This window comes from Porphyromonas endodontalis ATCC 35406, assembly GCF_000174815.1.
Lineage (GTDB): Bacteria > Bacteroidota > Bacteroidia > Bacteroidales > Porphyromonadaceae > Porphyromonas > Porphyromonas endodontalis.
This window is the reverse complement of sequence record NZ_ACNN01000020.1, coordinates 137,847-161,072: the sequence shown is the minus strand read 5'-3', so window position 1 is coordinate 161,072 and position 23,226 is coordinate 137,847. Positions and strand designations below refer to the sequence as shown.

The window sequence follows — 23,226 nt, the reverse complement described above, 5'->3', positions numbered from 1 at the left end:
CATCAAGCCTTTTATGAGCCTTCAAGGTAAGCATATTGTTTTAGGCATCACGGGCAGTATTGCAGCCTATAAGAGTGCTACGCTTATTCGTCTTCTCATAAAAATGGGGGCCGAAGTACAGGTCGTCATTACCCCTTCGGGCAAAGAATTTATTACTCCCCTTACCCTCTCCACTCTTACACAAAAGCCTGTAGTCTCGGAGTTTTTCGATCGCCGAGATGGGTCTTGGCACAGCCATGTGTCCTTAGGACTGTGGGCAGATCTCATGCTTATCGCACCGGCTTCGGCAGCCACCCTCGCCAAGATGGTAACAGGAGTTGCCGACAACATGTTACTCACCACGTATCTTTCTATGAAAGCTCCGGTCTGGGTGGCTCCTGCCATGGACCTAGACATGTATCGCCACCCTGCAACACAGAGTAATCTACAGACCCTCCGCGAGCGAGGAGTGCACGTCGTAGAGCCGGGAGACGGCTTTCTAGCAAGTGGGCTGGAGGGCAAAGGGCGTATGGAAGAGCCCGAGCAAATCGCACAGGCCGTAGCTCAACACTTTGAGGCAGAGGCGCAAGGATGTAAAGAGAATAGCCTAGCCGAGATGGAAGTTCTCATCACAGCTGGCCCCACCTACGAGCCGATTGATGCTGTTCGTTTTATCGGGAATTACTCCTCCGGACGAATGGGATATGCACTCGCTGCTGAGTGCGCTCGCCGAGGAGCCCAAGTTCATCTCGTCTCCGGCCCCTCCTCTCTGCCCGATCCTCAAGGGGTGCATGTGGAGAGAGTATCAACGGCTTGCGAGATGCTAGCCGCCTGCCAAAAAGTTTCAAACTCATGCCGCCTTGCCATTTTTTCCGCTGCTGTGGCAGACTATCGCCCCGAGCATAAAGCGGAAGGCAAGATGAAACGGGAAAGCACAGGCGCCTCCATGTCGCTCTCTCTTGTAAAGAATCCGGATATCGCCGCCACGCTGGGAGCAGAAAAAAAGGAGAAGCAAATCATGGTAGGTTTCGCCTTGGAAACCTCTTCTGATTACGAGGAGGCAAGGCGCAAGATGGCACGTAAGGGCATGGATCTTATGGTGCTCAACTCCATCAACGACCGGGGAGCCGGCTTTGGCACCCCCACCAATAAGGTAACCTTGATTCCCCAAGAGGGAGAGCCTTTGGAGTGCTCCCTCAAGAGCAAAGAAGAGGTGGCAAAGGATATTCTCAACTACCTCACAAACCATTATTTGCAGCAATGAAGGTTGTCCGTCCGTTTCTGATTTTGCTTTGCTTACTGCTGGGAGCAAAACAAGTCTCTGCACAAGAGCTCAAAGCAAAAGTAACGATCAATACCGAGCGACTGGGGTCGGTCAATGCCAGCCAGTTCGCAGAAATGGAACGCCAACTAACCGACATGCTCAACAATACGCGTTGGACTTCGCTACAATACTCCCCTGCAGAGCGTATCGAATGCGCTTTTGCCATCAACCTTACAGCTGTAGAAGAGGAGCGTAAGTACGCCGGAGAGCTTTACATCACGGCACAACGCCCTGTCTTTAACAGCTCCTACCAATCCCCTCTTCTCGTTTGGCGCGACCGAGAACTTAACTTCGAATACCAATCTTTCGACGTCCTAAGTTATTCCCCCAATGACATAGGAAGTAACCTCATTGCCAGCATTGTTTTCTACGCATACTACATAATCGCTCTGGACCTCGATAGCTTCTCCCCCTTGGGAGGCAACGTGGCTCGTGACGAAATGCGACAGCTCGTCAATATTGCCGGGCAGGCAAGCACGGAGTGGAAAGGCTGGAAAGCCTACGACAACGACTACAACAGATACGCCATAGCAGAGGCCCTCAACGACCCCACTCAAGAGCCATTCCGCCAAATGTGGTACACCTATCACCGAAAAGGACTGGACGAACTTGTTGCCAACGTGCAGCGAGGGCGAACCTCCCTTTTAGAGGCTCTTAACCAACTAGAGGAGGTCTGGAAAAACACGCCTCGCACTCCGCTTCTGATCCTTTTTTCCCAAACCAAACTTTCTGAATTGGTCAAAGTGGCAGAGAAAGCTACCGCCGAAGAGAAGCAAGCGGCCTACAAGCTCCTCAACAAGATATATCCCACAGAGGGTAATACGCTCGATGCACTCAAGCGTTAAGTTCCCTAAGTCTCTAAAAAACAATAGACACTGATGCTCCAACTCCTCAGGATTCAAGATTTTATTCTCATCGATCTCTTGGAGGTCTCTTTTGCCTCCGGCTTTACTTCCATCACGGGAGAGACGGGTGCAGGTAAGAGTATTTTTGTTGGAGCGCTCTCGATGTTGCAAGGCCGCCGTGCCGATAGTAGTCTCGTCAAGGCAGGGGCAAAGCGAAGCGTTATAGAGGCAACTTTTGTCGAACTCCCCCCACATGTGGAAGAATGGTTGCGCCAGAGAGATCTCTGGATGGAGGATGGCGCTTGCGTTGTATGGAGAGAAATCTCCGCAATGGGGCGCAGTAGATGTTTCATCAACGACACACCCGTCTCCCTCGCTACGCTGTCTGAGCTAGGCGTTCTGCTCATCGATATTCACTCGCAACACCAGAATCTTCAGCTTTCGAGCAACCAATTCCAACTGCACATAGTAGACAGGATGTCGGACGATCCTCAGCTCCTCTCCGCCTACAAGGCCTCATACACTCAATACGAAGAGGCCACCCACGCTCTCGAGGAGCTAAAAAGCCAAATAGCTCGCAGCAGAGAGGAGTATGACTACAATCTATTCCGCTACCAAGAGTTGAGCGACGCCCAACTCGTAGAGGGCGAAGAAGAGGGATTGCTTGAGGAGGAGACCCTTTTGCGTCATGCCGACGAAATTAAGAGCACGCTCTACCAAGTACAAGAGATGCTTGACGGAGAATCCTCAAATGTAATCAGTCAGCTCTCAGGAGCCATTCGCCAACTCGAAGAGATTACAAGCAAGTTCCCCAGAGTAGAAAGCCACCTCGAGCGGTTGAGCTCCTGCGCCATAGATATGCGCGATGTGGCTAGAGACCTCGCCTCTTTTACCGAGCAGGTAGATACCAATCCGGAGGCTCTTGCTCACGTAACGGCTCGTCTCGACCTCATCAATACGCTGTGTCAAAAGTACCATCACTCCGATACAAAAGGACTTATCGCCCTCCGCGAAGAGCTTCACAAGAAGGTGCAATTCTGTGATGGGCAAGAAGACCTTCTCCTAGAGGCTGAAAAAAAATCCGCTGCTGCCCTAAAAGAGGTACGACTTCTGGGTGAAAAATTATCGAAAACCAGGCAGAGTACCGCCCTAAAACTAGGCAAGAAATTGTCGGAAGAACTACGGCTACTAGAGATGCCCCATGCCCGAGTAGAATTTAGGGTAACGCCCCTAGATGCTCCCTCGCCCACGGGTTACGATCGCGTAGAAGTGCTCTTTAGTGCCAATGGGGATGCCGAACTACAACCCGTGGGGAGCGTTGCCTCCGGAGGAGAAATGGCTCGTTTGATGCTCTCCATCAAGGCGATGCTTGCTGCGTGTGATCACCTCCCAACGATTCTTTTTGACGAGATCGACACCGGAGTTTCCGGGCGCGTGGCAGATCGTATGGGGCAGGTACTCCGATCCATGGGGCACCACCTACAGGTGATTGCCATCACCCATTTGCCGCAGATTGCAGCACGTAGCGAAGCCCAAATGGCCATCTCGAAGCATTACAACGAAGAGACAGAAAGAGCCTCTACCGAGCTACGTACCCTCTCGCCCCAAGAGCGCGAAGAAGAGGTGGCACGCCTCATCAGCGGTTCCGTTATTACCCCGGTAGCCATTGCTGCTGCCCAAGAATTACTACAAAACAATGATTAAAGAAAAAATCATATTTGGCATCCACTCCGTACAAGAAGCCCTAGAGGCCGGTCAGGAGATTGATAAGATTTACCTGCGCCGTGCGCTCGTTTCGGAGGAGATTCGCGCCATCAAACGATTGGCACGAGAGCAAAGAATCCCCGTCCTAGAGGTGCCTGCGGAGCGACTCAATCGCTTTACAAGAGGTGCCCATCAGGGCTGTGTTGCCATCATTGCACAGGTCTCTTACACTCCGTTGGAGATGCTGGTTCCTCAGATTTTTGAGCGAGGAGAAGATCCCCTTATCGTGCTACTCAATGGGGTAACAGATACGCGCAACTTCGGGGCAATAGCGCGCTCTGCCGAGTGTGCAGGTGCTCATGCCCTTGTGATTGCCGAGCGAGGGAGCGTCTCCGTCTCCGCGGATGCCGTGAATGCTTCCGCCGGAGCTTTGATGCGTATTCCCGTGTGCAGAGTACCCTCAATAAGCGGAGCTGTAGGCTACCTCGCCGAGTGCGGCCTCCAGATTGTTGTCGCCAACGAAAAGGCGGAAAACACCTACTACACGGCCGATCTTACGGGGCCTCTGGCTCTCGTGATGGGGAGTGAGCACGAAGGGGTTTCGCCACAAGTGGCTCGACTTGCCACGCTATCGGTAGCCATCCCCCAAGTGGGAGAGATTGGCTCCCTCAACGTATCCGTAGCCGCAGGGATACTCCTTTTTGAGTCTCTCCGTCAGAAGCAAACGAAATGAATATCACCTAATTATAGAGAAGAGATATGAAGAAAGTAATTAGCACAACCAATGCTCCTGCAGCCATTGGTCCCTACAGTCAAGCTGTAGAATTCGACAACATGCTTATAACAAGTGGTCAGTTGGGGCTCGACCCCAAGACCGGTGCTTTTGTAGAAGGAGGCGTAACGGAGCAAACGGAACAGGTATTCCGCAACCTCAAAGCCATCCTCGACGAAGCCGGATACACCTTCGATCACGTTATCAAAACGACTTGCTTTTTGGCCGACATGGCGGACTTTGCCGCTATGAATGCCGTGTACGAAAAGAACTTCTCAGGCGCTTTCCCGGCTCGCTCTGCAGTTGCCGTAAAGACGCTTCCCAAGAACGGACTTATCGAGATTGAAGTAATCGCTCGTAAGTAATCCGACCTACGGGGTGCCCATAGAGAGGTGAGGGATCTTGAGAAGCCTCGCCTTTTGGGCACCCTTTTTTTGTCCCAATCGAAAAAAGTTGCGACTCTCGACTCAGAGGTCTCACGCCTCTCTCCTTGCGACATAGCGACCCATACCGCAGGCCTTTAGAGCCTAGGTAGATTTTTCTTTATCCCCTTATGAAACAACCTTTGCCCCCAACCTCCGACCCTACGGAGCTTCTTTTCACCTCTCTTCGTGAGCACCCCTCTATTGGCTCTCTAGCTCAGACTCTATCCTCCATTCAGACCGGGGAGGCGATACGCTATAAGGGGGTAACGGGTTCGGCTCTTGCGGTGATTGTGGCAGGGCTTCACATACAGGAGACAAAACAACCCTTGCTGATTGTAGCCAATGACGAGGAGAGTGCAGGCTATCTCTACAGCGACTTGATTCAGATTTTAGGACGCGAATCCGTTCTCTTCTTCCCCTCTAGTTACCGCCGTCATATCCGATATGGGCATACCGATGCAGGGAGCGAGGTGCTTCGTTCGGAGCTAATTGCACGCCTCTCTTTGGGCGATTGTCCGATTATTGTATCCCACCCCTTTGCGCTGGCGGAGGGGATCCCCAATGCCAACGAAGTGGAGACGCATGTCCGCTCCCTACGTGTGGGACAGGAGGTGGACAGGCAGCAGCTCCGAACTTGGTTCGTGGACGAAGGTTTTACCATAACGGACTATGTGTACCAACCCGGGGAGGTAGCCTTCCGTGGTAGCATCGTAGATATATTTGCGTACAACGCAGAGCGACCCATCCGATTAGACTTCTTCGACACCGAGATAGAGAGTATCCGTTCGTTTGATATAGACACCCAACTCTCGCACGAAAAGCTAGAAGAGGTTACCCTCTCCTCTAATCTTGCCAATATGGCAAGGGGTGGACAATCGCTTTTCTCGTTTCTCTCCCAAGACTATACGCTACTCTTTACCGATTATGAGGCGGCATTAGGGCGAATAACTCAGCTATACCAAGAGGAGGCCGTACTTGTAGAAGGAGAGGGATTTTCCTCTACCGAAGAGATGAGAGCCAAGCTAATCGCCCTCGAGACATTGCCCCAAGAGATCCACGGCCATCGCCTGATTTTGGGGATGCTCCCCTCGGGCATGGAAGCTACCAAAATAGTAGAGTTTGCCACCCTTCCCCAGCCCCTATTCCATAAGAATTTTGATCTCCTTATTGAGGGCTTAAAGCACTATAAAGAGAAGGGATATAGGGTATGGTTCCTCACCGAGAGCATACCACAAGCAGAGCGTTTGAGGGAGATCTTGAGCGATTTGGGCGAAGCCTCTCTGATGCCCGAGCCACTCCCTTTGACCCTACACGAAGGATTCGAAGACGCCGATAGCGCCATGGTCTTCCTGACCGATCACCAGATATTTGAGCGTTATCACAAGTATCGTCTACAGAGCGACCGCATCCGCACAGGCGGAGTCTCGCTTTCCCTCAAAGAACTCAAGAGCTTCACCCCCGGCGATTTTATCGTGCATTACGACCACGGGATCGGGCGTTTTGCAGGACTATTCACCCAACGCGACGGGGAGAAGCAGCAAGAAGTGGTGAAAATTGACTACCGAGATGGCGCCTACATACTGGTAAGTGTACATAACCTCAGGAAGCTCTCGAAGTACCGAAACAGGGATGACGAACCTCCCAAACTGAGTGAATTAGGCGGAGGAGCGTGGAACAGACTAAAGGAGCGCACCAAGAAGCGAGTAAAGGATATTGCGCGAGACTTGATCCGGCTCTATGCAGCACGCCGGGAGTCCGAGGGCTTCGCTTTTAGCCCCGATAGCTACTTACAACATGAGTTGGAGGCCTCCTTTATCTACGAAGAGACGCCCGACCAACTCAAGGCGATGGAGGCCGTGAAGCAGGATATGGAGCAGCCGCGACCCATGGATCGGCTCATATGTGGCGATGTGGGCTTCGGCAAAACAGAGATCGCCATACGTGCGGCATTCAAAGCGGTAGCGGATAGCAAACAGGTGGCCGTACTCGTGCCCACCACCATTCTTGCCTACCAGCATTATCGCACCTTTTCGGAGCGACTCAAAGATTTGCCCGTGCGTGTCGCTTACTTCTCACGCGCTCAGTCGGCAAAGGAATCGAAGCAATTGCTAGAAGACCTCAAGGAGGGGAAAATAGATATTGTGGTTGGGACCCATAGGCTTGTGGGGAAGAATGTGCAGTTCAAAGACCTCGGACTACTTGTAATTGACGAAGAACAAAAATTTGGGGTAGCCGTAAAAGAGAAATTGCGCTCGCTGCAAGTCAATGTAGATACCCTTACCATGAGCGCAACCCCCATCCCACGTACCCTGCAATTCTCCCTTATGGGCACGCGCGACTTAAGCAACATCCTCACTCCACCTCGCAATCGTTACCCCGTAGCTACAGAGGTAATTCGCTTCGACCCTGAGGCCATTGCCGAGGCCATTAACTTCGAGCTAAGCCGCAATGGACAGGTATTCTTTGTCCATAATCGCATTGACGATATAGAGGGAATTGCACGCATGATACAGCAGCGCATCCCCGATTGCCGAATTGCCGTAGGGCATGGACGCATGAACCAAACTGAGCTGGAGCAACTCTTTGTCTCCTTCTCGCAACATGAGTTTGATGTGCTCGTCTCTACCACCATTGTGGAGAATGGCATTGATGTTTCTAATGCCAATACCATCATAATAGACAGTGCGCACCATTTTGGTTTGAGCGATTTGCATCAGTTGCGAGGGCGTGTGGGGCGCTCCTCTCGAAAGGCATTTTGCTACCTTATTACCCCTCCCATGGATCTCCTGCCGGAGGCATCGCAGCGTCGCTTACGAGCCATTGAGAGCTATTCAGACCTCGGCAGCGGCATCCGAATTGCCATGCAAGATCTCGATATTAGGGGGGCTGGCAATGTCTTCGGTAGCGAGCAGAGCGGTTTTATTGCCGACCTAGGATTCGATGCTTATCATAAGGTATTCGACGAGGCGGTGCGAGAGGTAAAGCGAGAGGAGTTTGAGGAGCTTTTCCGAGACGAGAGCGCAGAACTTGCCGCCGAGGAGGACTGCCCCTTCGAGAGCGATCTCTATTTATCGTTACCTCCCGACTACGTTCCTCAAGACTCTGAGCGCATCAGCCTCTACCGAGAGCTAGACAATCTTACGACAGAAGAGGAGGTAAAGGAATTCCGTGAGCGGCTCGAAGATCGCTTCGGACGACTTTCCTCGCAAGTGGAGCAGCTTATCTTGGTACCCATTTTGCGCCGCTGGGGTCGATCTCTCGGCGTGCAACGCATTGTACTACGGTCGGGGGTTCTTTACTTTTTCTTACCCGAGGATCCGGATTCACCTTACTATCAGGGGTCCCTTTTTGGACAGCTTATTGCCTATGCTTCGTTCCACCATCGCCAGTGTAGATTAGAAGAAAGCAAGAAAGGGCTTCGCATGGTACGTTTTTCGGGCATCAGCTCTGTTGGCGAGATTATCACACTCATCCGCACCATTCTTGGGGAGCAGGCGTAGTTCGCCTACTCTCTTCTCGGATTAGGATTTTGATTTCGTCTTTTTCCCTAGATAACGAAGCCGCTCTTCTGTAGGGAGCTTCTCTATCGAATAGCGCAACGTGGTACGAGGCATAACATGGGCGTAGCGATTGAGGAAATCTCGAAGAAGATCAAGCCTTTTCTTCCCCACCTCACGCAGCATCCAGCCCACAGCTTTGTGCATAAGATCGTGGGGATGGTGCAATAATTTTTCAGCAAGGCAAAGGGTATCATTGCAGTCCCCCTCACGGATAAATGCCCAAGTGGAGACAACAGCAATGCGCTGCTCCCACATATTAGAGCTACCGGCAAGGTGATAGAGAGGCGAGCGATCGCGTCGGAGCAGATGGGCTCCCACTATTTTATGAGCACTTAGGTCTACCAAGTCCCAATTGTTAATTCCCGAAGTATGCTTGAGGTAAAAGTTGTATACCGCCTCAGGCTCCTGTTTGTATTTCTCCATCAAAGTAAGAAGAGCTGCAAGGCGACATTCGTGCCAAGGGCTGGCGAGTAGCTCTTCGAGATCCTGCCAATTCACTTTCTCTTTGTAGGCCTTACTTACGGAGCGCACCTCGGGTACCGTTACCCCCAAGAAGCGATCGCCTTCGCCATACTCCCCCGCCTTACATTTGAAAAATCGGCTCAGATGCCGTGCTTTCTCCTCTCCGCCCTGAGCGCGGAGTTGCTCAAAAATCTCGTTTGCAATGGTCATTTTTTCCGAAGATAGGGGTGTGTAGAAATTAAGAATGCAGCCATAAGGCTCATAGCAATAAGGTATTGACTTAAGCAGGTAATCACCTCAATAAGCATGACAACCAGCATAATCACCACATAGATAAGGGCGGCATAATTGCGGCTGCGCAGGGCATATCTTAGATAGAAAAAGAATATCACGACCCAAAGCAATAGGCTCATAATCCCCCCCTCTACGTAGCACAAAAGATATTGATTGTGGAAGTGTGTGGCATACTCTCCCTGATAGAAAGGAGAGATAAGAGCCTCTGCAGAGCCTAGTCCATAACCCCAAAGGGGGTTCTCTTTTAGATACATAATGGCCGTCTCAAAGAGGTTAAGACGGTGCTCATCTATGAGGTATTTCAAGGCTGATGGATAGCACAAAAAGAGGAGAAGAGAGGCCACCGCGATGATAGGGAGTAGGAGCAAAATCCGTTTCTTGTAAGCCCCTTTTTGGGGAAAGACAAGGGTGGAAAAAAAGTAGAGAAGCCCAAGGGAAAAAGCTCCGCACAAGACTAACATCAAAATCCTACTTTGGAATATGAACACGAAGAGGAGGAACCCCACAAGAGACCCCACTAGGAGGTTCCGAACCTCGGGCAGACGCTCCCGCTCCAGCAGCCAGTAGAGAATGGGGGCTAGCATGATAAAGCCAAGGTAGGTGTAGTGTTGGAATCCAAAAAGAGAACCCAAAAAGAGCGTCCCCATCGGCGTCCCATTAAACACAAAATACATTTTTTCAAGCCCAAAAGCCGCCCCCAAAGAGGTATCAGTAGCCCAACACACTACTACATAAATCGCTACAATGCTGAGGAGGTAGAGGTAGCTAATGCGGAGGGCATAGTGCATAAAGACACGTATATCACGAGGATGCGGAGGGTACATCAGCAGTAGGAAAATCGAGGGCAGTAGGCTGGCTTCGCGTATCCACCACTCTAGAGAAACGGATCGATTGGGAGACCAAAAGAGGGTACAAAGGTCGTACAATAAGAAAATCCCAATGGCGAGGATATAGCCACGAGGTTGCCACAAAGGGCGTTCGCCTAAGCGAATAGCTCGGACGACATAGAGCACCATTCCCACAAAAAATGGAGCTATCGTACCTATGACGCTGGGGATAACACCAAACAAAAGGTTGCCATACCCCAGCACCCAGCAGGCAATCGCCCCTTGGCGTAGCAGTTTGCTTCCCTTCTCATGCCTGAGGCGAGAGAAAAGAGATTTCCCTTGTAATGTACGCGGATAGAGGACGGTAATGAGAAAAGCCACAGCTAGTGCAGCATAGAGAGGGAGCCCTAAAGGTTTCAGCCCCTCAACCAGATTGAAGATAATCTGAGGGCGAATCTGCTCAGCAACCAGGGGATAGCAGGCAAAAACAATCCCCCAAACGAGAGGGGGAAGTAGAAGGAGCAAAAACCATTGCTGCCCTTTGTAGGATACTTTCTCGTGCGGCTCCGTTACGCGCTTAGCTTCTTCCATAAAATTAGGAGGGCTCTTTTCTCTCAAGACATTTGACCCTAAAAAAGGCTCCCATCACTGGAACAAAAGTACTGCATTCCTCCGTAACACATAAAATCTAGAGAGGGAGATAGGACTGCAACCCACAGACACCCAAAAAGGAGGCAAAAACAAATAGACAGCAAGCGATATGGATAAAACACAATTCGAAAGCTCATTCTTCAAGAAAAGATCAAAAGCACACATCAAACATATCTATTTAGAATTTTATTTATACCTTTACAAGCGAAAGGGGACAACAATAGAAAAAGCATCAAGTTGTCACCAACACCTTCTCACATGCATCAGAAGCATTAAATACTTATTGGCATTATGAAAAAACTAAACACACTGACCTTGTTACTATCTGTAGTCCTTCTTCATGCCTGCACACCAAAGACAGAATGTGATAAAGCGAAATGGCATAAATATGCTATTGAAGCCTATTACGTACCAAATTATGTTTATGTAGTGAAAGCAGAAAGGTCAGAAGACCCTTCTAAACTCTATTGGAATCTTTGGTTCAGTCGTTCTGAAGAATCCTCTATCACGGAGAAGACAAATAAAGAATTGTTTGAAAAGATAGCACGAGAGCATGGCGAAACGGGAGTAGGATTTTATGCCTTTCCTCCCATGTTACCATGTCTATATGGAGTCCAAAAGATTGAGGTTGCAGGCTACAATAAAGAGAATGAGACCTCACTCTCTCACATCATCTTTCTTTCGAGTTATAATATTGAACCATTCATCCAAAGAGGATATAAAACGGATTTTCATGGGATATGGACCCCTATAGATCTATCTTTGGAGAGTATTACCAACTATGATTATTTCCCATTCCCTATGGAGGGACGTGGATTTCTTCTCTCGTGCGACAAGAGCGATGTAGAGGGGAAGTTTGATCGAGTAGAGGTGCGTGTGACCCTCAAAGACGGCAAAACTCTCCGTACCGACATGCCGCTGTAGCTCAATCTCAATAGTATTGATTCGCAATAAACATAAGCACATTTACCAACAACACAGAGTTATGAAAAAGTTATATTCTTGGGGAGTAGCCGCTGTTCTACTAGCCCTTTGCATTGTAGCATGCAATAAAACTCAGCTTATAGGAAAAACGAAACCATTCCACGTTCCCTATGCCATAGATCGCTATCATATTCCCACAAAGTGCAGTCTAAGAGCACTAACAAATGAGCAAAAAGAGCCAGAATTGAAATGGGAGTTCCTATTAGGTAATGAAGGTGGTAGCGAGAGCTATATCTCCCTCCCCAAAAACAAAAAGGAATTTACAGAGGTTGCCCTTGAGCATGGAGAGGATGGTAGTGGCTTTATGACCTGCATCCCCCTCCCCATGAGCACGAAACTCATTTATAAAATGAAAAAGATACAAGTCTTTGGGGTGAAAGGCAACGATAAGACCGAACTCACATCCAAAGTAGAGATTACATACGATAGTATCGAAGACTTTATTCGCGGTGGATATAAAAACCCTTCGGGACCTTTTGTAAAGAAAGAGAAGAAATCCCTAGCGACACTTACACCCAACGACTACCTATGGATTCCTACAGAAAGTATCTTATTGTGCAATGGTAGTGAAGTAAAGGGTAAGTTTGATCGGGTAGAGGTGCGTGTGACCCTCAAAGACGGCAAAACACTCCGCACCGACATGCCGCTATAGACAGAGGCTCTCTGTAACTCATTGTATAAAACGAAGGAAAAGGGGTTCGAGACAAGGCTAGAGGATTTCAAGTCTTACCGAGATTTAGGAGTACCTCCGAGGGGAATCGAACCCCTATCTAAAGTTTAGGAAACTTCTATTCTATCCGTTGAACTACAGAGGCATTACTCAGCAAAAGAGGGGAAAGAGACCTCCTCCTTGCAATACTTAGGGCAAAAGTAGCGAATTATCAGCGATTGACCGATAGTTTACGCTACCTTTGCACCAAAGTTATTAGAGACTAAAGTATGCAAGAGAAAATCCTCATCCTCGACTTTGGATCCCAGACGACTCAATTGATCGGGAGACGCATCCGCGACCTCAACACCTACTGCGAAATTGTTCCCTACAACAAGCTACCTGAGGGGCTAGAGGGAGTGCGCGGCATTATACTATCGGGTAGTCCCTACTCAGTATATGACCCCAAAGCCTTTAAGACCACCCTTTCTACACTGCGTGGGCGCTGCCCTCTCCTTGGCATCTGCTATGGGGCGCAGAGTCTCGTTTATCAAGCCGGAGGGATGGTAGAGCCGGGCGCAACTCGGGAGTACGGCCCCGCTGCGCTAGAGCTTACAGCTCCAGAAGATCCTCTTCTCAAAGGGCTAACCAAAGGCAATACTGTGTGGATGAGCCATGGGGATACCATCACCCGACTCCCCGAGGGCTTCCGTGCCATAGCGCGCACACCTGAGGTGGAGAATGCCGCCTTCCACATCGAAGGGGAAGAGACTTGGGGCGTACAATTCCACCCCGAAGCCTTCCACAGCGAAGAGGGTACCAAGCTACTTGCCAACTTTATTGACATCGTGGGGATTGGGGGCAACTGGTCACCAGACGCCTTTATCGAGCGCACCGTAGCAGAGCTGCGTGAGCAACTCCAAAACGACAAAGTACTCCTCGCCCTTAGTGGAGGCGTGGATAGTTCGGTGGTGGCTGTGCTCCTAAACAAAGCAATCGGGCGCAACCTCACTTGTATATTTGTGGATCATGGTTTGCTGCGGAAAGACGAAGCAACCCAAGTGATGCAGGACTATCGCTGCCTCGGTCTCAACGTAATAGGGGTAGATGCTCACGAGCAATTCTACAACGCCCTAGCCGGAGTAACCGATCCCGAGCAGAAGAGAAAAATCATCGGCAAGGGCTTCATCGATGTATTTGAAGCCGAAGCTGCCAAAATAAAAGATGTGAAATGGCTCGGACAGGGGACTATCTATCCCGACGTTATTGAGTCTATCAACATTACGGGTATGGTCATCAAGAGCCACCACAACGTGGGAGGGCTCCCCGAGCGTATGAAGCTCAAACTCGTAGAGCCTATCCGTGCCCTTTTCAAAGACGAAGTGCGCCGTGTGGGTCGTGCTCTCGGGATGCAAGACCACCTTTTGGAGCGTCATCCCTTTCCCGGACCGGGGCTGGGGATTCGTATCCTAGGGGAAATCACCCCCGAGAAAGTACGTATCCTACAAGAAGCGGATGCTATCTACATGAACGAAATGCGCCGCCAAGGGCTCTACAACGAGGTGTGGCAAGCCGGAGCCATCCTACTACCTGTGAAGAGTGTAGGGGTGATGGGAGACGAGCGCACCTACGAGTACACCGTTGCCCTACGCGCCGTAACGAGTGTAGATGCCATGAGCGCGGACTGGAGCCGACTCCCCTACGAGTTTTTGGCAAAAGTCTCCAATGAGATCATCAACAAGGTGAAAGGGGTAAATCGAGTTGTGTACGATATCTCCTCCAAACCCCCCAGCACCATTGAGTGGGAATAACCCAACGTATATCTAAGAACTAGCACAACGCCTCCTAAGGAGTAGGGTATAGATAGAAAAGGACTGTCTCATACCTAAGCTGAGGGCGGAAGGTGCTATCGCCTACCGAAACGTATAGATAGAAAAGGACTGTCTCATACCTTCCTCCTTTGGGCTTGTTTCGTCACCCATTCTCTTCGCACCCACAAAGGCTCAACAAGAGTAAACCCTTCCCAAAGACAACATCAAGAGTATCCCTCTTCCACCTACGAAGGGAGGAATAAATGGTACCAATCCAATAGAAAATCAATGTCTACTTATCAACCCGAAGACTCTCGTAAAGTAACAACGCACCGACTGCGGGAGATGAAAGAGCGTGGAGAAAAAATCGCCATGCTCACAGCCTACGATTACACCATGGCTACCCTTGTAGATAGTGCCGGCATGGATGTAATACTGGTAGGAGACTCTGCCTCCAACATTATGGCGGGCAACACCACCACCCTGCCCATTACTCTTGATCAGATGATCTACCATGGGAAGTCTGTAATGAAGGCGGTAAAGCGTGCTTTGGTCGTAGTGGATCTCCCCTTCGGATCGTACCAAGGCAACCCGATGCAGGCGCTAGACTCCGCCATCAAAGTGATGAAGATCACCCATGCGGATGCCATCAAAGTAGAAGGGGGTAGCGAGATTAGCGAATCCATACAACGCATACTCTCGGCAGGGATCCCCGTAATGGGGCACCTCGGTCTTACCCCTCAGTCTATCAACAAATTCGGCTCCTACAATGTACGTGCCCGGGAAGAAGCGGAAGCCAAGAAGCTGATAGCTGATGCCCACTTGCTCGAGGAGCTCGGCTGCTTTGCCATCGTTTTGGAAAAAATCCCTGCCACCCTTGCAGAGCGCGTAGCGAGTGAACTCTCCATCCCCATTATTGGTATCGGTGCCGGGGGTAACGTAGACGGGCAAGTACTCGTGCTGCACGACATGTTGGGACTGAACGAGGGTTTCCGTCCTCGCTTCCTGCGCCTCTACGCCGAGATGGGGCAAGCTGTACGCGCCTCGGTGGGGCAATACATTACGGATGTGAAGACAAGAGACTTCCCCAATAGCGAAGAACAGTACTAGTCTCAACCCAAACCAACCCTTTTTCTTACTAAGGTGGGCAATACAGAGCACCTCCAACGACGAGACTTCTCGTTTGTATCGTTTATTGCCATACTTGAGTTTGCGCTCGCGCTAGCGGCACCCAGTGGCGGAGATGCCCTCTTCGGGGGTGTTTCCGTGCCTGCTTGGTACACCTTTTATGTAAACAAACTTTTTGCAGGGCTACCTCTCCTGCTCTCCCTCTCGGGGTATCTCTGGAGTGTTCGAGGGGAGTCGCCATCCCCCAACCGCAAGCAAAGTTCCCTTCTCTTAGGCAAAGCCGATCGCCTGCTCTTCCCCTATTGGCTCTTTACCACGCTCCTTTACTTTGTGGCTGTTGGCCTGCCCAATTATTTGGCCGGGAGCTGCCCTTTTACGAGCTATATGCAATGGTTGCTCTTCCCTCGCACACAAAGTATCGGCTACCTGTGGATTTTACCCGCGCTCTTTTGGCTGCACTGCATTACCCTTGTGATCCCTAAGCAACTAAGTCTCAAGCAAACAATAGTAGCTTATGGAGTGGCACTCGGGCTCTACGCACTAGGCACGCTCTTCGAGGTTGAGGCGCATCAAGATCCTCTTGCCCTTGTCTGGACTATCCGAAATGCCCACTTTTTCATTCTCGGAGCCTTGGTGCAAAAGATCTACCGTAGGGGCGTGCCCGGTCGTGTTACGATAATGGCATTGTTGCTTTTCCATGTAGTGCTGGTGGCGCGCATCCTGACGCCCTACAAGCAACCTTGGATCCTTCTTTTTACGCTTCCCTATTTTACCTTCCTACTCGTCATTATCTACGGAGCCAGTTCTAAGGTGGGTAAATGGATCGAACGCCCTCTATGGCGAGATCTCGCACATTTCTGCTACCCGATAGCCCTACTGATGCTCCCCAACGTACTCGTCTTTAGGCTCTGGATTTTCCCGTTAGTCTCGGGCAGTGCATGGGCTATTAACCTCGCCATGATCGCCTCTTTTGTCTCCAACCTGCTCCTACCGCTTCTTCTCGCTCGCCTACTCAATCGCTACCTCCCTCGCTCTTGGCGTACCACTTTTGGCTTCCCTGTCCAAAGGCTCCCCTAGTAGCAAGAGTTATGTACCTTTGCCGGCGTATGAATAGAGTTGTACGTATCGTTCTATGCTTGTTACTGACAAGTCTGGTGGTAGGAGGGGCTCGTGCTCAAAGCTTCTTCCCCTCTACCATGCTTGATGGGCGAGTGAACGCTTTACAAATCAAACCCATCCCCGAGCGCAAAGAGTGGATACCCTTTCCCTATTACACCCTAGGCGGAAAGGAGGGGTTACTAATTTCTTTCGACCTCCTAGACGACGAACCGCACACCCTTCGCTACCAACTACAGCATTGCGATACCGAGTGGAACCCTTCCGGTCTCGCTAAAACAGAATTCCAATCAGGCTACTCCGAAGGCGAATTCCCTCCCTCCATCCCCTCCTCTCTTACCAAGGTCTCTTACCGGCACTACTCACTCACGCTATCCCAAGCGAGTTCTCCTCATCCCATTCTATCAGGCAACTACCTCCTGACTGTTTACGATGCCATGGAGCCAGAACGGCCTCTCGTGCAAGCGGCATTCGCTGTAGTAGAGCCCCTTGCCACCCTCGTAGGGAGTGTAGATAAGACTTGGGGAATAGACCCACACAAGCAACACTTAGAAGTAAGTGTGGGCACAGAGCATTTGGGTGGAAGCACCTCCGACCTCGACTTCACGCTGGTGGTGGCACAGAATAGCCGACGCGACAATGTACTATGGGTTTGCCGTCCCTCTTTTAGGGGGCTGGACCAACTCCAATACCGGCGCGAACTTCTCGCTTTTGAGGCAGGAAACGAATACCACGCCATGGAATACCTTAGTCCGTATATCCCCTCCCTGGGGGTAGAACGCTCCGCAGTGGAGAAGGAGGCGAATAGGCTCATCCTCTACACCAACTACAACCGATCCCAAAGCGACTTCCATAGTACCGACCAAGGGGCTATGGGGCAATACGTAATCCGCTCTCGCAATCTCGATGGCGATATTGCCACTGCTACCGATTACTACAGAGTCTGCTTCCGACTCGAAAGCGAGCCTCTAGCCGATGGATTGCAACCTATTCTCGAAGGTGAAGCATTCGACTATCTCCCCTACGAAGAGCGTCTTCTGCACTACTCCGACCAAGAGGGAGCCTATACCGCAGAGCTACTCCTTAAAGGGGGCTACCTATCCTACCTCTACCTCGCAGCAAAAGAGGAGGGAAGCCGCCCCTACACAGCCCAAGCCATTGAGGGCAATCACTACCCCACCCACAACCAATATACGCTATTTGTATACTACCACCCCTTAGGGGCTAGATACCACAAGCTCGTTGGGGTAACACAGTGTCACTAAATAAGTATAGCAGCAAAATATTCTATATGGATGCTCTAACTCGTACTATCTACACGGCCATGCGCCCCCGTCTTGCTACTATCCATCATTACTATCCACAGCGAGCCGAGGAGCTACAATACCGCCAATGGCAACGCGTTATGCGCTGCCTCCGTGCCACGGAGTACGGATGGATTACACGCGCTGCAGCGGTCTCCACACCCGATCAGTACGCCTCCATCGTGCCTCTTGTGCAGTACGAAGACTTACGAGGATACACAGATCGCATGATCCAGGGCGAGAGTAACGTGCTCGTTCGTGGGGGATGCAATCGCTTTGCTGTCTCTAGTGGTACCTCTGGAGGGCGCAGTAAATACATCCCTGTGAACCCGTTACATCTACAGATGTGCCACTTCAAAGGGGGATCGGATGCCCTATGGCTCTACCTAGCCACCCGACCCAACAGCCGTTTTTTCAAGACAAAGGGTCTTGTACTCGGAGGAAGCCAAAAGCCCACTCCCCTCACACCCGATATTTCTAGGGGAGACTTGAGTTCGATTCTCATCGAACAAATGCCACGCTTAGGCAGCGCCATACGAGTTCCCTCCAAAGAAACCCTCCTCCTTGAGGACTGGATGGAGAAAATCCCTGCCATCATAGCCGAGACAAGAGACGCTAACGTGGGGAGCCTCTCGGGCGTCCCCTCTTGGATGCTTACCCTCATCAAACGACTACTTGAGGATACCAAGGCGGATAACCTAAGCGAAGTATGGAGCGAATTGGAGGTATTCTTCCACGGAGGGATCAGCTTCGCCCCCTACCGAGAGGAGTACAAACGCCTCATTCCCTCGCCACGTATGCAGTACAGGGAGACCTATAATGCCTCCGAAGGTTTCTTTGGGATCCAAAATGACCCCAACGACCCTGCCATGCTGCTGATGCTCGACTATGGTATTTACTACGAGTTCATTCCGCTGGCAGAACTGGACTCCCCCACCCCCAAAGCAATCCCCCTCGTAGAGGTGGAAGTAGGCAAAACCTACGCCCTTGTTATCAGCACCCTTGGAGGATTGTATCGATATATCATAGGGGATACCATCCGATTTTCCCAACGCAATCCCTATAAATTCATCATCGCAGGGCGCACCACCAGTTATATCAATGCCTTTGGGGAGGAGCTAATGGTATGCAATGCAGACGAAGCCCTCGCTCAGGTAAGTAGCGAACAGCAGGCTACCATTACCGAATACACCGCAGCTCCCTACTTCGATGCCTCTACGGGCAAAGGACGGCACGACTGGCTTATTGAGTTCGACCAAGCCCCTCAAGATCTCGCTCTATTTGCCCAACGTCTGCACGAAGAATTGCGCAAAATCAACTCAGATTACGAAGCCAAGAGCAGTCCGGGAATGACTCTGCAACCCTTGGAGATCCAGGCTGTACCCAAAGGGACATTCGAACGCTACCTCAAAGAAAAAGGTAAGTTGGGCGGACAAAACAAGATACCTCGGTTACGCAACGACCGCGAGCTATACAATACCATCCTGCAACTCTCCGGCATAGCGTAGCCGGCTAGAAAAAGCCCTCGGCGGAGAGGGAAAAAGAAACGAGGCTGATTTTCATTTCGTTTCTCGCTAGAATTTTCTCCATTCTAGGCTGGAATGTGGGAGAGAAATTACCCAGAAAAATTTTCAATTTAGCCCTGTACAATTTTTCGCTTGCGAACTATCTTGTTGAGTAATAGAGTGTTACCTTTGAGAGATAGATGAGTAGGTAACGATTTAGAAATGAGCGGAGTGCTTTGAGGCACACTGTTTTGAATAACCAAAGAACGCTCACTATTATCACTTGCAAAGGTACAGATTTGCGAGCGAAAGTGAGCGTTCTTACGTGATTTTCTTCTTAAAAAGTTTTGTCGCAACTGAAATACAACGATGAAAGAGAAGGAGGTCTTTCGGTTTTATAGCCGTTGCGAGCGATTACGATTGATAAGCTGTTTCCATTTCTGTTCGCACCAATCGGCAACAGGAAGTCCGTTGATAGTCAGTAGCGGTCGCTTCTTCTCATCCTTAGCGATGCGGATTTCACAACCCTCTTCCGTAAACTCTCTCTTGTATAGTCCCGAATAGGCTTTAGCCGTACCTCGCTGGGGAGCTTCCGTGCGATACATTTCTGCAATTCTGTCATCAGAGAAATTCATCTTTCGGAGCATCAGACGGATATTTAAGAGTTGGTAGAAACCATTGAAGAAGCGTTTTATCCAATTCCGCTCTTCCTCGTAAACCTGCATGGTCTCTTTCAGTTCGGCAATGGCTCTGTCTCTTCCCTTAACCGTGTCCTGCAAGAGAACAATCTCCTTTCGGATTTCATTCTTCTCCTTTTCCGAAAGATACCGCTGTCGTTCGGCTTCCTGTTCCAAGTCTGCGATGCGTTTTTCTGCCTTGTCGAGTTCAGAGTTGCCAAATATAGAATAAAACGTACCTTTCATTCGGAGTTTGCCTGCCTGCTTCTCCAACTCTTTTATCTTGGCAGTGAGTTCTGCTTCTTGCGCCCCTTTCTCTTTCGTGGATTTTAGGACTTCCTTGTAATACTCCATCGTGGTGCGGTGCTTGGCTTCCGAACCGTGTACGCCCCGTTCCAATCCGAACCGTTGCATTCGCTTGGCATAACTCGTCTGATAGTCTTCCAACTTTTTGGGCGTGAGCACATCATCTGCACAAAGTCGTACCTTATTCTTCTTTGTCTTGTACTTCCGCTTGCCGTTCTTGGCTTCCTCTTTGGCTTTCCGTCTTTCACCCGTGACAATCGGGACAACTGTGGCGTGAATATGAGGTGTGTCCTCATCTGCGTGCAGTGTGGCTGCGACCACATTGTCCGCCCCGAAAGTGGTGCGAAGCCAATCCATCGTTTCATTGCACCATTCGTACAGGCGTCCTTCTTGCTCTATGCGAGCCATATCTTCTGGTGAACTTGACAGGATAAAGCGTAAGGCTTTGACTTGGTTCTGTGCCACCTTTCGGTAGATACCTGCCGTGGCGATGCGATGCTCTATCGCTTCGGTACGGTTAGTTACATTTGCAGGGAATTGCACCAGCTCTCGATTGAGGTGTGTGCGGGAGGAATCGACGTTACTCGGCATGAATGTACGCGCTATGTGTGCGGTCATTGCCGAGTCGTTTCCTCTCGCCTTGTCTATATGTAAAACGGCGTAGCCCATTGCTTGAAGATTGATTTAGGGGTATCCAAAGGGGCACCGCCCCTTGGCTCAGGAGGGTATTTTTAGCGATAACGGAGTGCAGCGTAAAGAAATACCCTAATGAGCTATGGCATTTTTTGAAATGTCCGCTCCGCCCTGCTCGTACTTCTTTCTTGTTGAGTTGCATTCTGTGAATGCCTGCACGCTTTGTTTCTAAGTTTGGCTCTGCAAACTTGCTGTTCTGAGGAACTGCCGTAGCTATCGAAACAAAGCCGTTTATTCGCATACATTTTATTTCCTGCATCTTTGAATACCTGATGATAGAATAATGTTGTTTGCTCTCTTTTGCCTTATCGTCTAAGTCCTCGTTTACGAGGTGGTATCACCTGTTTTTGCCCTGTTCTTTGGGCAATGTGGTACTCATTGAGGTCTTTGTATCGGGAATAGTGTCGGCTCATATCCTCTACCTTGATGCCTGTCGATTGGATAGCTTGAAGAGCCTGCCGTCCCGCAGGGTCGTTGTCGAAGAAAGCCCGAACGGAGTCGATGCCTTTCTCGTGGAGATAGGCAACGGCTCTATGGATATTACTCACGGAGTTCAGAACGATGGAAGGCGAAATGGCTTCTTTCCCTTTCATCGTGAGAAGGGAAAGGAAGTCCATAACCCCCTCGAAAATGCACAGAGGGGCGTTGTTCGCTTGTCCTGCAATCACGGAAATATCCTTCGGAGCGATTGTGCCTTTGAATATCTTGTCGTCCCGAAGCTCATACCCTCCTGCACGATTGGGAAAGCCGATGGCGGAGTATTCTCTTCCTCCTACCTCATAGCGAACGTGATGGAGATAGGGGCTTGCCACGGCAAGGTCTATCTTGCGTACCTCTCGGAGATAGCTTTGCAGATGTAGGGGTAACGCTTCATTGATGGAAAGAATACGCCTTGTATTATTGGGTCGCTGTTCGTCCCTTCTCTGCCCTATGTGAGCTTCACGATGAAAGGAAGAAGGGGCGAGGGTTGTTGCTTTCCCTTCGGCAAGATGCGCTATTGCTCCGTAGGCACTGCATCCTCGCATCTTCATCACAAGGTCGATGATGCTTCCGCCTTGGCTCGTGCCGTAGTCGTGCCACAGGTTTTGCCGAAAATCCACTTTCAGGCTGGCATTCGGGTCTTCTCGGTAGGGTGCGTGATAAAGGGCATAGCCGTTGTAACGCTTGGCAGGCTTGATACCGCAGGCGTGCAGATAGTCTGCTATCGGTATCGCCTTGATGTATTGTAGATCGTAAAATCTTGATTTCATAAGTTGATTCGATGATTATTGAGTGAATAAAAAGAGTGGTTCAAACGGTGAAAGGAAAAAGCTCTTTTCTTACGGAGGACGGACTTTCTTGCACTCAAAGCAAAAAGTCTTTCTCTGCTTTTTCTCTTTCACTGTATATCTCCTTTCACAGTGAAAGAAGAAAGTATCTATGGCGTTTCTTATTCGCTTGGTTCTTTTCATTGTTCGTACTTCTTCTGTTTGCTTGGTTTTGAACTTTCATCCGAAACGGGATGCTGAAACCAAGTTACAGAGGCGAACACAGAGTCCCAAGGTTAGTGTGTCTGTTGCTTCGAGGTACAGAGAAATGCTCCGAGAATGGACGACACAAGCAGGAGAAATTGGGACGAAAAGGCTCAAAAGGAGCGAACAGAAAGGAGAACGACTCAGAAAGCGACTTCATCGGATTGCCAAAGCCTGCATCCTTTTTCCTCGGATGAAAAATGAGTGTCTGTTTTCATTGGCGATAGAGCCACTTCATACCATATCGAAGCCACAAGTACGCACTTAGAGAAAAGGGAATGGAACAGGTGGTTTGTGCTTGTACATTTGCCTCAGACTTCCTGCTGTTTCCCTCTATTTCATCGAGGTTAGGAACAAGAATTTCGCCTGCGTACATTTGCATCAAAAAGAGAAAAAACAACAATTTAAAACGATTTTGATATGAGATTTACCGCCATCGATACCTCTGCTTGGGAGGAATTGAAAAAGAGCATCGAAGAGTTGGCTCTTTGTATGAGAGAAGAGTTTGGCACGAAACCCGAAGTCCCCGACCTGTTGCACAACGGGGACGTGTGCCGAATACTGAACATCAGCAAGCGAACGCTCCAACACTATCGAGACACGTCCGTGCTGCCCTTTATCCAAATCGGACATAAGTGCTATTACAAACGTGAGGATGTGGAAGCACTCCTTGCCAAGTCCAACCGCAAAATACAATGA

19 protein-coding genes and 1 tRNA gene are annotated in these 23,226 nt (G+C 50.1%); 14 read left to right on the top strand and 6 right to left on the bottom strand.

Features of this window, described 5'->3' with window-relative positions:
- The first annotated feature begins 13 nt into the window (after window positions 1-13).
- The 6 genes from coaBC (at window position 14) to mfd (ending at window position 8,549) form a co-directional block, all read left to right on the top strand.
- The gene (gene coaBC / locus POREN0001_RS05120) at window positions 14-1,243 is read left to right on the top strand and encodes a bifunctional phosphopantothenoylcysteine decarboxylase/phosphopantothenate--cysteine ligase CoaBC (RefSeq protein ID WP_004333651.1); all 1,230 of its coding nucleotides are present in this window, start codon (window positions 14-16) and stop codon (window positions 1,241-1,243) included.
- Window positions 1,240-2,148 (top strand): type IX secretion system protein PorD, encoded by a 909-nt coding sequence (porD, locus tag POREN0001_RS05115; RefSeq protein WP_040580773.1) that lies wholly within the window; start codon window positions 1,240-1,242, stop codon window positions 2,146-2,148. The genes coaBC and porD overlap by 4 nt, the downstream gene beginning before the upstream one ends.
- 33 nt (window positions 2,149-2,181) lie before the next feature.
- Window positions 2,182-3,852: a DNA repair protein RecN gene (gene recN / locus POREN0001_RS05110; RefSeq protein ID WP_004333766.1), complete on the top strand. Its 1,671-nt coding sequence runs from the start codon at window positions 2,182-2,184 to the stop codon at window positions 3,850-3,852.
- On the top strand, window positions 3,845-4,585 hold the full coding sequence (gene rlmB, locus POREN0001_RS05105) for a 23S rRNA (guanosine(2251)-2'-O)-methyltransferase RlmB (protein WP_004333512.1): 741 nt from the start codon (window positions 3,845-3,847) through the stop codon (window positions 4,583-4,585). Before recN ends, rlmB begins: the two co-directional genes overlap by 8 nt.
- A 26-nt stretch (window positions 4,586-4,611) precedes the next feature.
- Window positions 4,612-4,989, top strand: coding sequence for a RidA family protein (locus POREN0001_RS05100; protein WP_004333684.1), 378 nt, complete (start codon window positions 4,612-4,614; stop codon window positions 4,987-4,989).
- Window positions 4,990-5,177: 188 nt separating this feature from the next.
- Window positions 5,178-8,549: a transcription-repair coupling factor gene (mfd, locus tag POREN0001_RS05095; RefSeq protein WP_004333593.1), complete on the top strand. Its 3,372-nt coding sequence runs from the start codon at window positions 5,178-5,180 to the stop codon at window positions 8,547-8,549.
- 21 nt (window positions 8,550-8,570) lie between these two features.
- On the opposite strand, the gene POREN0001_RS05090 is transcribed toward mfd, so the two are convergent.
- Window positions 8,571-9,281: a DNA alkylation repair protein gene (locus tag POREN0001_RS05090; protein ID WP_004333841.1), complete on the bottom strand. Its 711-nt coding sequence runs from the start codon at window positions 9,279-9,281 to the stop codon at window positions 8,571-8,573.
- Complete coding sequence (locus POREN0001_RS05085; protein WP_004333632.1) at window positions 9,278-10,783, bottom strand: O-antigen ligase family protein; 1,506 nt, start codon at window positions 10,781-10,783, stop codon at window positions 9,278-9,280. Before POREN0001_RS05085 ends, POREN0001_RS05090 begins: the two co-directional genes overlap by 4 nt.
- Before the next feature lie 351 nt (window positions 10,784-11,134).
- Here POREN0001_RS05085 and POREN0001_RS05080 point away from each other — a divergent pair, with 351 nt between their 5' ends.
- Entirely contained in the window at window positions 11,135-11,767 is a 633-nt protein-coding gene (locus tag POREN0001_RS05080) for a hypothetical protein (RefSeq protein WP_004333725.1), read from the top strand.
- Window positions 11,768-11,828: 61 nt separating this feature from the next.
- Window positions 11,829-12,479: a hypothetical protein gene (locus POREN0001_RS05075; protein ID WP_004333808.1), complete on the top strand. Its 651-nt coding sequence runs from the start codon at window positions 11,829-11,831 to the stop codon at window positions 12,477-12,479.
- A gap of 91 nt (window positions 12,480-12,570) precedes the next feature.
- On the opposite strand, the gene POREN0001_RS05070 is transcribed toward POREN0001_RS05075, so the two are convergent.
- Window positions 12,571-12,642 (bottom strand) — tRNA-Arg (locus POREN0001_RS05070).
- A gap of 124 nt (window positions 12,643-12,766) precedes the next feature.
- Here POREN0001_RS05070 and guaA point away from each other — a divergent pair.
- The 5 genes from guaA to POREN0001_RS05045 all read left to right on the top strand — a co-directional run bounded on the left by guaA (window position 12,767) and on the right by POREN0001_RS05045 (window position 19,343).
- Window positions 12,767-14,287 carry a glutamine-hydrolyzing GMP synthase gene (gene guaA, locus POREN0001_RS05065; protein WP_004333739.1) on the top strand — a complete coding sequence of 507 codons (1,521 nt, stop codon included), beginning with the start codon at window positions 12,767-12,769 and terminating at the stop codon, window positions 14,285-14,287.
- A 288-nt stretch (window positions 14,288-14,575) separates the two neighbouring features.
- Window positions 14,576-15,397 carry a 3-methyl-2-oxobutanoate hydroxymethyltransferase gene (gene panB, locus POREN0001_RS05060; RefSeq protein ID WP_004333550.1) on the top strand — a complete coding sequence of 274 codons (822 nt, stop codon included), beginning with the start codon at window positions 14,576-14,578 and terminating at the stop codon, window positions 15,395-15,397.
- A 33-nt stretch (window positions 15,398-15,430) separates the two neighbouring features.
- Window positions 15,431-16,492, top strand: coding sequence for a hypothetical protein (locus POREN0001_RS05055; RefSeq protein ID WP_004333563.1), 1,062 nt, complete (start codon window positions 15,431-15,433; stop codon window positions 16,490-16,492).
- A gap of 29 nt (window positions 16,493-16,521) precedes the next feature.
- Window positions 16,522-17,796: a type IX secretion system plug protein gene (locus POREN0001_RS05050; RefSeq protein WP_040580770.1), complete on the top strand. Its 1,275-nt coding sequence runs from the start codon at window positions 16,522-16,524 to the stop codon at window positions 17,794-17,796.
- 26 nt (window positions 17,797-17,822) lie between these two features.
- Window positions 17,823-19,343 carry a GH3 auxin-responsive promoter family protein gene (locus POREN0001_RS05045; RefSeq protein WP_004333819.1) on the top strand — a complete coding sequence of 507 codons (1,521 nt, stop codon included), beginning with the start codon at window positions 17,823-17,825 and terminating at the stop codon, window positions 19,341-19,343.
- Between the two features lie 392 nt (window positions 19,344-19,735).
- Here POREN0001_RS05045 and mobV read toward each other — a convergent pair whose 3' ends face one another.
- The 3 genes from mobV to POREN0001_RS05030 form a co-directional block, all read right to left on the bottom strand.
- A complete protein-coding gene (gene mobV / locus POREN0001_RS05040; RefSeq protein WP_004333609.1) occupies window positions 19,736-20,992 on the bottom strand; it encodes a MobV family relaxase in 1,257 nt (418 codons plus the stop codon).
- Window positions 20,904-21,257 carry a hypothetical protein gene (locus POREN0001_RS09555; RefSeq protein WP_224208864.1) on the bottom strand — a complete coding sequence of 118 codons (354 nt, stop codon included), beginning with the start codon at window positions 21,255-21,257 and terminating at the stop codon, window positions 20,904-20,906. The genes mobV and POREN0001_RS09555 overlap by 89 nt, the downstream gene beginning before the upstream one ends.
- A gap of 64 nt (window positions 21,258-21,321) precedes the next feature.
- Window positions 21,322-22,266: a toprim domain-containing protein gene (locus tag POREN0001_RS05030; protein ID WP_004333671.1), complete on the bottom strand. Its 945-nt coding sequence runs from the start codon at window positions 22,264-22,266 to the stop codon at window positions 21,322-21,324.
- A gap of 681 nt (window positions 22,267-22,947) precedes the next feature.
- Here POREN0001_RS05030 and POREN0001_RS05020 point away from each other — a divergent pair.
- Window positions 22,948-23,226, top strand: coding sequence for a helix-turn-helix domain-containing protein (locus POREN0001_RS05020; protein WP_004333702.1), 279 nt, complete (start codon window positions 22,948-22,950; stop codon window positions 23,224-23,226).